Raw genomic sequence first — 12,342 nt, 5'->3', positions numbered from 1 at the left:
TACTGCTTGGCTCTACTGCTTGGCTTCCTTCTCGTACTGCGCCTGGACGTTCTTGGTGAACTCCTGCGGCGTGATGCTGTTGTCGAGCAGCAGCTGGAAGTTCGGGATCAGGCCGCTCGCCTGCATGCCGGCCGTGGCGTTGTTGATGAAGTCGCTGGTGTGGCCGCTGGTGAGCACGCCCGCGTAGGAGTCGAACATGCTCTGCTGGAGCGTGCTGTTCGCTTTGAGGCCGTCGGTGGAGGCCTTGGGCAGGTAGCCGGAGTTGTCCACGATGATCTGCTGCGCCTCGTCGCTCTGCGTGTAGTTGAGGAACGCGGCGGCGGCGTCATGGTTCTTGGAGTTCACGGGGATGCCGTAGAACGCGCCGGCGTTCGCGGCGACGTTCGGCTCGTCCTCGGCCGTGGCGCCCGGGAATGCGAAGAACTGCACGTCCTCGCCCAGCGACTTGGCGATGGTGTCGAGGTTCCAGTTGCCGCTGGGGAAGAACAGGCCCTCGCCCGAGCAGAAGCGGCTGAGCGCCGTCGAGGCGTCCACCGCGTTCACGCCCTTGGGCAGGTAGCCCTTCTTGTTCCACTCCTGCAGGGTGGCCGCCGCGTCCTGCGCGGCCTTGGTGTCGAAGCTGCCGGACTTCTGCAGGATCCAGTTCTGCACGTCCTTGGCAGAGCTGTTGTTGGCCATGAGCGCCTGGAACACGAAGGAGGTGCCGCCATCCTTGGCGTAGGTCATCATGGGCAGGACGCCGCCGTCCTTCGCCTTCTGCATGTCCTGGACGAACTCGTCGACCGACTTCGGCGCCGCGTCGATGCCCAGCTGCTTGGCGAGCTTGGTGTTGAAGTAGATGCCGGTCACGGAGTAGGAGTTGGGCAGCGCGTACAGGTCGCCGTCGCCGAGCTTGCCGTTGGAGTCCACGCGGTACAGTTCGGTCTGGGAGTCCGGCACGTCCCAGCCGTACGCCTTGACGTACGCCTCCAGGGAGATGAGGTGGTTGCCGCGCACGGCGGTGTTCATGTCGGTGACGCGGGCGATGTCCGGGGCATCGGAGGCGGAAATCACACGCGGGCCGTTCTGTCCGGAGACGTTGTCCGGATCGTACTGACCCTTGATGGTGATGTTCGGGTACTTCGCCTCGAAGCCGGCGATCAGAGCCTCGTCCACGGCCTTCAGGCCGGCGCCGTCCCACAGGGTCAGCTCGTACTTCTTGTCACCCAGGTCGGTGTTCACGTCCGTGGGCTTGGTGTCCTCCTTCGCGTTGTTCGCGGAACCGGGGCCGCACGCGGTCAGCGTGCCGGCGATGGCGAACGCGGCCAGCAGCGCGCCGGCCTTGCGAATCATGCTCCTCATCGGATTACCTCCTCGTATCTCCTGTTGTGCAATCGGTACCATAGCGCTCACACAGCTCCTTCAGATGTGCTTACGCCGTATTTGCGATATCGATTACGCAACATCGTAACCCGCACGCGAAGCCATGTCAACACGGCACGCGCACACGCACACACCGCACATCCGCACGGCGTCGGACCGTATCGGAGCAATCGATTGCACACGCATACCGGAAAACGCAATATGATGGTGTGGCATCACAGCAGTACCACCCGACGCCGCAGAAAGGACGGCCCGGACGGCCCGCGGTGCGCGACGCGCAGCCGGGGGCGCGCACCCGGCGATCACCATGAAACGCGCGACCATCAACGACGTGGCCCTAGCGGCCGGAGTCTCGACATTCACCGCCTCACGCGCGCTGCGCGGCAAGGACCACGTGGCGGAAGCGACGCGCGAAAAGGTGCTCAAAGCGGCCAAGGAACTCAACTATACGGCGTCACGGTCGGCGGCGGCCCTGGCCAGCGGACGCACCAACCGCGTGGCGCTGCTCGCCCGCGAAACCATCGCCGGCTGGTTCATGGGCGAACTGTACGAAGGCCTGTACGACGTGCTCAGCCGCGCGCAATACGACCTCATGCTCTACCGCGCCGGCAGCGTGGACGAACGCGCCGAATTCTTCACCCGACTGCCCGCCAACCGCAACGCGGACGCCCTCATCGTCACCGGCTTCTCCGCCACACAGGAGGAGGCCGACACGCTGGCCGGCATGGACATGCCCATCGTCTCCGTGAACTCGCCGTACATCAGCTGCTGCCAGGCATCCATCGCCATCGACGACGAGGCGGCGGAAGCGATGGCCGTACGCTACCTCGCCGCGATGGGGCATCGCCGCTTCTGCTACATCGGACGCGTGGACCCGCTCAACGGCACCGCATGGGGCTTCGACGCACGCGCCCGCGGATACAAGGACGAAATCGTCTCGCTGGGACTGACCGACTGCGGCATCCACTACATCGACCCGCACGAACCGCAATCGGCCAAACGGGTCATCGCCACGATGCTCACGCAACCGGAACGCCCCACCGCAATCTGCGTGTGGTCGGACCACTACGCACTGCGGGTGATCCACGAACTGCGGCAGGCCGGCGCGCGCGTGCCGGACGACGTGTCCGTATTCGGATTCGACGGCTCCGACGTGGCCGACGCCATCGACCTGAGCACGATGGTGCCCACTCCCCCGCGCGAGATGGGACGCATCGCGGCGCGCAAGGCGCTCGACCTCATCGAAGGGAAGACGCTCGAGGAGCCGCACACCACCGTGCCGGTGGAGGTCCAGCCCGGCGCGACCAGCGCGCCGGTGCGGGAGTAGGGGCGACGGAGGCAAGCCCGCGTGCCGGAGGGCCGGCGGACTGTCGGACTGCACAACCGGCAGCCGCAGGTCACCGTCAGCCCACAGACTGACGGCCACCGACGGCCTACCGACGTCCTACCGACGGCCTACTGACGGACCGCGGTGAACAGGACCGCCTGCGCAGGATGCAGGCTCGGCGGGCGCAGGCCGTAGGTGGCGAGCGCTCGGCCGGTCATAAGGACGCCGTCGGCGGTCCACCAGCCGAGCGTCGACTGACCATTGCCGAGGCCGAGCGCCGCAAGGTCAAGATCGAGGTGCAGCGGCTGCACGCGGTAGACGGCGTCCGGGTCGAGGCCGGGCAGACGGACCGGCGCGGCCGGATAGGTCTGGCCGGTGGTCAACTGCGTGAAGCGGTAGAACGCGGCGGAACCGTCCGGCTTGACCATGCCGTCGAGACGCACGGCCGGGTCGGGGGTGTCCGCATGGACGCACGCGTCCACGGCGAACCATGCACGGTGCTTCTTGAACTCGGCGGTCCACTCGCCCAACTCGGCGAGGGCCTCCGCCGGCTCCTTGAGCAGGTTCCATTCGATGCCCATGTGCCCGAAGAACGCGGTGGCCATGCGCATCTCCTGGCTGGTGGCGCGCTGCGTGGAGTGCGCGGGGCTCGCGCCCACATGCTCGCCCATCATGCACGGCGGTACGAGCAGGGACGTGTAGCGCTGGATGTCGGCGCGCTCGACCGGATCGACGCAGTCGGACACCCAGATGCGGCTCGCGAACTCGAGGATGCCGAGATCGACGCGGCCACCGCCCGACGAGCAGCTTTCGATCTCAAGCCCCGGATGGGCCTCGCGCAGGTCGTGGAAGATGCGGTAGACGGCGAGGGTCTGCGCGTGCACGGCCGGGCGGCCGGTGCGCGGCGAGACGGCCTCGGTGACGAGCTTGTTGTGGTCCCATTTGATGTAGTCGATGCCAAGCTCGCCGACGAGCCGATCCATGCATCCGTAGATGTAGGCGTACGCCTCCGGGTTAGTCAGGTCGAGCACCTGCTGGGAGCGGCCCTGCATCGGCAGACGGTCCAGCGTGGGCTTGAGCGTCCACTCCGGGTGGGCGCGGTACGTGTCGGAATCGGGGTTGATCATCTCCGGCTCGAACCACAGGCCGAACTCCATGCCTTTGCCGTGGACGTAGTCGGCGAGCGCCTTGAGGCTCTTCGGGCCTTCGGGCCACACCGCGGACGAGATCTGCCAGTCGCCCAGACCGGACGTGTCGTCGCGACGGGAGCCGAACCAGCCGTCGTCCACCACGAAGCGTTCGACGCCGGACTCGACGGCCTTGTCGGCGAGCGCCTTGAGGGTGTCGTAGTCGTGCTGGAAGTAGACGGCCTCCCACGTGTTGAGGATGACGGGGCGAGGCTTGGACGCGAGTTCGGGGTGACGGTCGCGCAGGTAGGTGTGGAAGCGTGCGGCGATCTGGTTGAGGCCGTCGCCGGTCGCGCCGTACACCCACGGCGTCGTGTACGCGGGTCCGGAGGAGAGGATGACTTCGCCGCCGAACAGGACTTCGCCGCCGCCGATCAGGCCGGTGGTGTACGGCTGGCGTTCGGCGGACAGCACGCTGTTGCCGCTCCAGCCGACGTGTACGGCGTACGCCTCGCCGTGTTCGAAGCCGAAGCCGGGCACGCCCGCGGTAAGGAGAAGGGAGGCGTCGAAGTCTGGACGACCGGCCATCGAGACCTTCTCGAACCGGCCGACGGTGAGCGGCTGGCGCTGCGGGCTGCGTTCGCGCAGATGATGTCCGGTGGTGGTGAGGATCTCGGTGGCGACGGCGGGCAGCGGGAAGCCGAGTTCGACACGGCCGATTTCGAGCGCGCCAGCCGCCGCGTCGGTCGTGTCGGTGACGGTGGCGCGTTGGCGGACGAGGCCGCCGTGCAGCAGTTCCGCGGTCCAGACGATCCGCACGCCCAGTTCGGCGTCCTCGGCGGTGACGGTGACGACCGGGGTGTCGACGGTGACGGCCGGCGTGGTCACGCGCGCTTCCGCGGGCGTGGATTCGGGGGCGTCGACGGCCTGCGTCACGTCGAGCGCGGGACGCGCGTCGAGCGCCGTTGCGATGTCGGTGACGGTGAAGCACGGGAACAGTTCGACGCCGTCGCGGCGCACCTCGAAGCGCTTCTGTCCGATCCACGATTCGCTCTGCGTAGGCAGGATGGACGGCCATGCGGTCTCGTCGAGAGCGCCGGACACGCGTTGCGGCTTCAGGGCGTCGACCTGGGAGAGCAGGGTCTCGGGTGCGGCGACCGGCTTGCCCCAGTGCACGAAGCGCGGCAGGTCGTCGCCGGGGAAGGCGAGCGCGAACGCGACGGCGGCGTCCGGGCGTACGGCGGCGTCCTGTTCGGCGTAGATGAGGGTGATTGGCGTGCCGTCGGCTGCGGCGCCGGTGAATCGTTCGATGCGCGTCATTGCTGACCTCCTGGGGATTCGATTCGCGTCGGGGTCTGTATCGGTTCCGATGGTAGGGCAACAGGCCGTCCTTCAGAGGAATCTCGTGTGTTTTCCCGCCTGTGCATGACGATCACGCGGATAAGGGCCCCTCGGCGAAGCAAGTCGGCAGCATACCGCCGGACCGATTCGCAAACACCCCTCCTAGCGAAACGACCAGTCGTAGCCCCGCCTAACCGATTCACGGAGAGCGCATCCAGAACGAGAAACAGTCCGTCTGCGACACCACCGACAGCATCACCCATTGCCATGATCGACCGTCAGCCATCCGGTCCCATCCGTGGAATCGGATGGCTGATACATCAATCTGTACTCATACGAACCGTTTTGAGGAATCGACTTCTGTTCGTGCTCGCAATGGTAATACATCATGAATGTCGTCTGAGTCCCGGGCTTGTCTCTTCCATCTCCGCCAGCCACCATAGGATGCGGCTCGCGATACACAATCCTGTCTATACTGCATCCTCGGAAATCCGAAGCGTCATTCTCGATATGCTTCGCTCCATCCAGAAGCGTCTCGCGGGAGAATAACCGGGATTGCGATATCTCAATGACCGTCGAACTCGTATCGACCAGGAATTCCCTCCTGACAGCCATTCCGGCACCCAAAAGGATAACCACAACCGCAATAACGCTCGCAACCAGCCACGCCACCGATAATCGAATCCGCCGAGCCTTCATAGCTATCCCCCTCACTTGGACAAATCGTACCCTGCGTCACCGCCGACCGGCGAAGAAGACGGCGAGAAGCGCGGCGCACTCCCCCTCGCGCACGCCGCCATGCACCTCCGGCACATGCCCCACGTGCGGATCGCGCGGAATATCCCAAATCGAACCGCAGGCGCCGAGCTTCGCATCCCACGCGCCGAACACGATGCGCCCGATACGCGTCTGCAGGCACGCGCCCGCACACATCGGACACGGCTCCAACGTGACGACGAGCGTGCAATCGGCGAGATTCCAGTCGCCACGCGCCGCGGCGGCCTCACGCATCGCGACGATCTCCGCATGGGCGAGCGGATCGCCGTCCGCCTCACGCGTGTTGTAGCCGCGGCCGATCACGACGCCAGTCGCATCGTCGACCACGAGCGCACCCACCGGCACGTCGCCGGCGGCCGCCGCGCGTCGGGCCAGCGCCAACGCCTCACCCATCTCCTCGTCGTATCGCATACCGACCAATGTACCGGTGGCCGGGTCCGTGGAACCGGAACCCAATGCCTTCCGCAGGGATGCCTTCCGCAGGTCTCGGGCCTGCCGACCGGCAGACGCCGGAACTGACAGCCGACCCGGACGTGCCGTCAGATGCCGGAATCGGCATCCACCTGCATGACGTAGATGTTGCGCCTCAGCTCCTTGGCCTGGGAGCGGGAGATGTCGCCGGCCTCGAGCATGTCCTGCACCACGCCGAGCTCGATGGCGTAGCTCTGCTTCTTGACCTCCTCGGCCTGGCTGGCGGCCACGGCGCTGCCGGCCACGTTGGGCCGCGACTTGAGCGAGGCTTCGGCGCGACGGTAGTCGAGGATCAGGGCGGAGCAGAATTCGGTGTCGTACCTGTCGTACGTCATCTCCTCCTCGAGCATGGCGATCACGTGCTCGATGGCCTCGACCTGCAGGACGCGCGTGTGCGCGAAGATCTGGTCCTCGCTCACCAGCGGCGTGGTGCGGCGGATGCGGTTGACGGTGCGTTTCACGAGGTTCATGGTGCGGTGCCGCCATCCGCGCATGCGGCCGCTGATCTGCCATCCGAGCCTGCCGGAGTCCGGTCCGGCGGTGGTGTGGCGCAGCGTGTTCATGATCTGGTCGAGCATGCGTTCGCACGCCTCCACGTTGAGTTCCTGCGTGGCCTTGTCCATGCTGGGGTGCGCTTTGACGTCGAGGAGCCTGTCGTGCACGAACTCCTTCTCCCAGTTGAGCGCGCGGATCTGGAGGCGTCCGTAGCCCTGCGGGTCGAGTGCGCCGATGCGGTGCTTGAGCCGTCCGATGCGTTTCGTGTACGAGTCGATGACCATGAGTACGGCCCGTCGGTTGTCCGGCGTGATGCGTCCGGTGAGTTCCTCGATGGTGCGTCGCAGCACTTCGATGGTGATTTCGGTGAGTTCGCCCACGTCGTCCTTGTGACGGTTGGGTGCGAGCAGCGGGAGCATGAAGTTGGCGAGCAGCAGCGTCATGACGATGACGCCGGAGGCGATGAAGATGAGTTCGTCGCGCATGGGGAACGGCGTTCCTGCGGCCAGATAGTAGGGGATGGTGAACATCAGCGACAGGGTGATGGTGCCTTTGGCGCCGCCGAACGTCATGACGGCCGCGGAACGGAGGCGTTCGACGGTCATCTTGCGTCGTTTGCCGGTGTTCACGTCGCGTGCGATGCGCAGCATGGCCGTCACCCAGATGAACCGCAGCGCGATGACCACGCCGGTGACGAGCAGGATGACGCCGATGAGCAGCTGGTTGCTCACCCACGGGTCGGACCAGCTGGCGGTCATGGCGCCGGGCAGCAGCATGCCGAGGAGGATGAACACGGCGCCGTTGAGCGTGAACGAGAGCACGCCCCACACGCTGGTGGCGACGATGTTGGTGCGCGCCACGTTGGGGCCGATGCCGGTGCGGTCGAATCGGACCAGCAGGCCGGCGGCCACGACGGACAGGATGCCGGAGACGTGCACCTCCTCCGCGCCCAAATACAGCAGGAACGGCAGGAACAGTTCCATGAGGATGCGCGTGGTGGTGGTCTCCCAGCCGAGCGAGCGGATGGTCTCGAACAGCCAGTTCGCGGCCAGTCCCACGACCACTCCGAACAGGGATCCGCCGATGAACGAGACGATGAAGTCGCCGGTGGCCTCGCCCACGGCGAATTCGCCGGTGACGGCGGCGGCGATGGCGAACTGGAAGCCGACGATGCCGGAGGCGTCGTTGAACAGCGATTCGCCTTTGAGCACGCCGCGTTGGCGCAGCGTGAGCGACGCCTCCTTGCCGAGCGAGCTGACGGCGACGGCGTCGGTGGGGCCGAGGGCCGCGCCCAACGCGAGCGCGGCGGCCAGCGGCATCGCGGGCCATATCGCGTGCAGCGCGAACCCGACGGCGGCCATCGTGGCGATGGCGAGGCCGATGGCCAAAGACAAACTGAGCTTGAGCGTCTTGAGCAGCGCGGATTTGTCGATCTCGTGCGCCTCGAGGTACAGCAGCGGTGCGATGAACAGCACCATGAACACTTCAGGGTTGAGGCTCACGTTGGGGAAGAACGGCAGCTGCGCCATGATCGCGCCCAACGCGATCTGCACGAGCGGCGTGGATACCTTGGGGATGAACCGGCTGAGGAACGACGACAGCACGACCGCCGCGATGATGCACAATATGAGTTCGACAACAGCCATGACGCTCTTTCCGGTTTCCTCGTCCCTCTCGTCGCCCGCTCTCCTCGGGCGTCGGCCAATGGTCCAGAGTATAGGAAACGGGTTAGGAAATCGTTAAGCACACGGCGTACGCGAGACGCGCCATGCATCCGCACCATGCATCCGGGCGGCGCACCCGCGCGGCGAACGTACGGCGCACCCGCGCGGGGCGTCTCACCGCGCGCGGCGCGTGGCCTTCATCGCCACGAACACGGAACGTACGAGCAGCACGGACAGGTACACGGTGAACATGATCGCGCCGGTGCGCGGGGTGACCGCGGCGGCGAGCCAGGTGCCGAGCGGCGCGGTCAGGGCCGCGACGACGCCGATGATCAACGCCGCCTTCACGTGCACCATGCGCCGGCGCACGTTCGCCACGGACGTGGTGATGGAGTTGGGGAACATGGCGAGCAGCGAGGTGCCGCGCGCGATGAGGTCGCTCGCGCCGAACAGGATCGACAGCGCGGGCACGCAGATCGCGCCGCCGCCGATGCCGAGCAGTCCGGCCAGGACGCCGGCGACCAGGCCGAACGCGATGAGCCCGATCACGGTGCCGGCGTTCATGGCGATCTCGGAATCGCGCGACGGGTTCGACATGGCCTGGTTGACGATGACGAACGCGAGGAACACGACGAACACCCATCGCAGCACCACTTCCGGCAGCTTGGAGAGCAGCCACGAGCCGATCTGCCCGCCTGCGAACATGCCGCCGAACACGAGCGCCGCGGCGATCCAGTCGACGTCGCCTTCGATCGCGTATGAGATGACGCCGGAAACGGCGGTGGGCACGATGGCCATCATCGAGGTCGCGGCCGCATGCCGTTGGGTGAGGCCGAGCCAGACCAGCGCGGGCACGATGACGGTGCCGCCGCCGATGCCGAACAGGCCGGACAGGATGCCGACGAACACGCCGACGACGCCCATGATGATGAGTCCCCGCGGCGATTCGTCCAGATGGTTCTCGTCAAGGGTCCCGTCCCGACCCGCCCGGTTCTCCCGGTCCGCCCGGTTCTCGCGGTTCCCCCGGTCCGCCCGGTTCTCGTCCCGGCCGTTGTCGTGTTTCTCGTCGATTGCTGCGATTGCTGCGTTCACGGCTTCAGTCTAAACGCGCCGTATGCGCCCGGCCCGTCCGGTTTCCACTTGTTGTCCGCCGGCCGCCCACAACGCCGCCCGCGACGCCGCCCGCGATACCGCACGCGACGCCGTCACCCCCGTCACAGGATGCCGGACGTGATGTCGTGGTCGAGCAGCCACTGCCGCAGGTCGGTGAGCTCCTCGAGGCTCACGTTGTGGTCGAGCGCGCGGTAGCTCTTCGTGGTGAGCCACGTGTGCTCGTTCAGCCACGCCTGCGCGGCGAACAGCTCGTACTTGGGCACGACGTCGTCGTTCTTGCCGTACGTGTAGAAGACGGGGATGTTGTAGTTGTCGAGGATGCCGTCGGCCGGTGCGGTGCCGGGCACGGCCGCCGGCGCGAGGTATCCGGAAAGGGAGACGGCGGCGCAGTATCGGCGTGGGTTGACGCGCAGCAGGTGCGTGGCGAGCAGGCCTCCTTGAGAGAAGCCGAGCGGCACGACCTGGCGTTCGTCGGCGAGGTTGTTGCCGACCCACCGGTCGATGGACCGGGCCATCTCGTAGGCGTCGCGGTCGAGGTCCTCGCCCATGGGCACGCGTTCGGTGAACCATGCGTAGGCGCCGGGCGAGAACGCGTCGCCGCCGGACAGACGGATGGGGCCGCGCAGGGAGGCGTAGTCGTTGTAGGGCGCGATCTGGCGCATGAGGTCGGCCATCTCCATCTCGTTCGATCCCCAGCCGTGCAGGCAGAGGAACAACGGGTGCGTGGGGTGGGTGGCCCCGCCGCCCCGCGAGTATTGGGCGATGGTCAGGTCGATGCTCATGGCGTCCACTCTATTCCTGTTGGCCTTGTTGCGCGCCTGTGGTGTCGGTTGTTCCGACGGTGTCGAGTTTGCCGCCCCACTCCTGTTCCAGCAGGGTCATCGCGTCCTTGCCGCCGAACGCCACCCACCTGCCGCCGGTGAGCATGCACCAGTCGCCTTGGGCCTGCGTATCGTCGGCGTGCTCGTCGAGCAGTTCGACGACCTTCGTCTCGAGCGGCGTACGGTACAGTCCGGCGGCGGTGTCCGATTCGAACAGCGCGTAGGCCACGCGCGTGGTGGGGCAGACGGCCACGACCTGCACGCCCGGGTAGGCGTGCACGTCCACGTCGGTCCAGCCGCCTTCGCAGGTTCCGGTGACGCGTTCGATGCTGTACCGCATGCCGTCCTCGCTGCCGACCGGCGCTTCGTCGCGCATGGCGGGACGGATCAGTCCGGCCGGGAAGAGGATGCCGACGACCACGCCGAGTGCGAGCAGCAGCACGGCGAGGAACATGGCGACGAGTCCCGTCGCCCCGGTGCCGCGGCGACTCGTGTTGCGCGGCCGGCTGGCTTTGGCCGCGATGACGAGGATGAGGGTCACGCCGATGAGGGTGGCGCAGGCGATGGCGATGAACCGTCCGGGGACGGTGCCGTTCGGGTCGAGGTAGGCGGGGGCGAGTTCGTGGGCCGCGGAGGCGCCTCCCAGCGCGATGGAGCCGAGGCCGGTGAGCAGGGCGAGTGCGGAGCATACGCGGCTGCCGGTGTCGGCCCGCTCTCCCACGCGGTAGATGGTTTCGTGGGGCCGGATGCCGGGCGATGCGGTTGCAGGACGTGTCCGTCCGCGTGCGGGCACGCGTCCGGCCTGTTCGTAGTCGTCTTCCAGGTGGTCGAAATCGTCCGCCATCTATCGTCCCCTTCGTTCGTATGCCACATCGCCTTCCGCGTCCAGTCTAGCCCGGGGGCGCGGTTCCTCCATAGGTCTGCGGGATGAATGTCCGATGGAGGGAAGACGACGACGGAAACGGAAAACCCCGGCGGGGTCACCGCCGGGGCCAGAGAAAGGAGAGAGAAGAAGAAAGGTTCAGTTGTCGGGAACTTGCGCTCCGGGCCGGCGCTCTTGCCGACATGTCCTAGATAACCATACGTTCCTGTGCTTCCCTCCACCGTTGCCTGTGGATTTCCTGAAAGTCTCGGGCATCCGGACGCCCGCCGCATGCGGGGAGGCCCGTGAATCCCGGGAAGATGATGGGCCCATAGTTCCGGGTGGGCGTTAGACTGGCTGGTTAGGTGTATCCCGTCCATCGATTCGTTGAGGTGAGTTCATGCTGCTGTCCGACCGCGACATTCTGGCCGCGCAGGCCGAAGGTCATATCTCGCTTGAGCCGTGGACCCCCGAGATGGTGCAGCCCGCATCCATCGACGTGCGTCTCGATCGTTTCTTCCGCCTGTTCAACAACCACGCGTACACGTATGTGGATCCGGCGGAGAACCAGGGTGCGCTCACCGAGCAGTTCGAAGTGCAGCCGGACGAGCCGTGGATCCTGCATCCCGGCGAATTCGCCCTCGGCTCCACGTGGGAGTATGTCAAGCTCGATCCGACGATCGCCGCCCGTCTGGAGGGCAAGAGCTCGCTGGGCCGTCTCGGCATCCTCACCCACTCCACCGCCGGGTTCATCGATCCGGGCTTCGAGGGGCATATCACGTTGGAGCTGAGCAACGTCTCGACGCTGCCGGTGAAGCTGTGGCCGGGCATGAAGATCGGCCAGATGTGCTTCTTCCAGCTCAGCTCCCCCGCCGAGCATCCGTACGGCTCCAACGGCGTGGGATCGCATTATCAGGGCCAGCGCGGGCCCACCCCCAGCCGTTCGTACGTGAATTTCTACCGCGCTCACATCGACGACTGA

General features: G+C 66.5%; 9 protein-coding genes. 2 read left to right on the top strand and 7 right to left on the bottom strand.

The features are described from left to right. Positions 1-12: 12 nt before the first annotated feature. Positions 13-1,341 carry an extracellular solute-binding protein gene (locus tag JS531_RS07655; protein WP_214314732.1) on the bottom strand — a complete coding sequence of 443 codons (1,329 nt, stop codon included), beginning with the start codon at positions 1,339-1,341 and terminating at the stop codon, positions 13-15. 328 nt (positions 1,342-1,669) lie between these two features. On the opposite strand from JS531_RS07655, the gene JS531_RS07650 reads away from it, so the two are divergent. Next, positions 1,670-2,689, top strand: a complete 1,020-nt coding sequence (locus tag JS531_RS07650) for a LacI family DNA-binding transcriptional regulator (RefSeq protein ID WP_214314725.1) — start codon at positions 1,670-1,672, stop codon at positions 2,687-2,689. 128 nt (positions 2,690-2,817) lie between these two features. Here the strand turns inward: JS531_RS07650 and JS531_RS07645 are convergent, their stop codons facing one another. From JS531_RS07645 to JS531_RS07620, 6 genes are all read right to left on the bottom strand, one after another. Then, the gene (locus JS531_RS07645) at positions 2,818-5,136 is read right to left on the bottom strand and encodes an alpha-galactosidase (protein WP_214314723.1); all 2,319 of its coding nucleotides are present in this window, start codon (positions 5,134-5,136) and stop codon (positions 2,818-2,820) included. 756 nt (positions 5,137-5,892) lie between these two features. Continuing rightward, a complete protein-coding gene (locus JS531_RS07640; protein ID WP_214314721.1) occupies positions 5,893-6,345 on the bottom strand; it encodes a nucleoside deaminase in 453 nt (150 codons plus the stop codon). Positions 6,346-6,473: 128 nt separating this feature from the next. After that, positions 6,474-8,546, bottom strand: a complete 2,073-nt coding sequence (locus JS531_RS07635) for a Na+/H+ antiporter (protein ID WP_214314719.1) — start codon at positions 8,544-8,546, stop codon at positions 6,474-6,476. 192 nt (positions 8,547-8,738) lie between these two features. Next, positions 8,739-9,518 (bottom strand): sulfite exporter TauE/SafE family protein, encoded by a 780-nt coding sequence (locus JS531_RS07630; protein ID WP_217625669.1) that lies wholly within the window; start codon positions 9,516-9,518, stop codon positions 8,739-8,741. A gap of 260 nt (positions 9,519-9,778) precedes the next feature. Next, positions 9,779-10,459: an esterase gene (locus tag JS531_RS07625; protein WP_214314715.1), complete on the bottom strand. Its 681-nt coding sequence runs from the start codon at positions 10,457-10,459 to the stop codon at positions 9,779-9,781. 10 nt (positions 10,460-10,469) lie between these two features. Continuing rightward, entirely contained in the window at positions 10,470-11,342 is an 873-nt protein-coding gene (locus tag JS531_RS07620) for a hypothetical protein (protein ID WP_214314707.1), read from the bottom strand. Positions 11,343-11,760: 418 nt separating this feature from the next. Here JS531_RS07620 and dcd point away from each other — a divergent pair, with 418 nt between their 5' ends. Beyond that, on the top strand, positions 11,761-12,342 hold the full coding sequence (gene dcd / locus JS531_RS07615; protein WP_214314705.1) for a dCTP deaminase: 582 nt from the start codon (positions 11,761-11,763) through the stop codon (positions 12,340-12,342).

Origin of the sequence: Bifidobacterium sp. CP2 (genome assembly GCF_018555635.1) — a bacterium.
Taxonomy (GTDB): domain Bacteria; phylum Actinomycetota; class Actinomycetes; order Actinomycetales; family Bifidobacteriaceae; genus Bifidobacterium; species Bifidobacterium saguinibicoloris.
The sequence above is the reverse complement of the archived record's forward strand: the minus strand, read 5'-3'. Positions and strand labels throughout refer to the sequence as shown.

Coding starts and splice junctions, on each gene's coding strand:
- JS531_RS07655 (WP_214314732.1), bottom strand. CDS start 1,341: ATGAGGAGCATGATTCGCAAGGCCGGCGCGCTGCTGGCCGCGTTCGCC.
- JS531_RS07650 (WP_214314725.1), top strand. CDS start 1,670: ATGAAACGCGCGACCATCAACGACGTGGCCCTAGCGGCCGGAGTCTCG.
- JS531_RS07645 (WP_214314723.1), bottom strand. CDS start 5,136: ATGACGCGCATCGAACGATTCACCGGCGCCGCAGCCGACGGCACGCCA.
- JS531_RS07640 (WP_214314721.1), bottom strand. CDS start 6,345: ATGCGATACGACGAGGAGATGGGTGAGGCGTTGGCGCTGGCCCGACGC.
- JS531_RS07635 (WP_214314719.1), bottom strand. CDS start 8,546: ATGGCTGTTGTCGAACTCATATTGTGCATCATCGCGGCGGTCGTGCTG.
- JS531_RS07625 (WP_214314715.1), bottom strand. CDS start 10,459: ATGAGCATCGACCTGACCATCGCCCAATACTCGCGGGGCGGCGGGGCC.
- JS531_RS07620 (WP_214314707.1), bottom strand. CDS start 11,342: ATGGCGGACGATTTCGACCACCTGGAAGACGACTACGAACAGGCCGGA.
- dcd (WP_214314705.1), top strand. CDS start 11,761: ATGCTGCTGTCCGACCGCGACATTCTGGCCGCGCAGGCCGAAGGTCAT.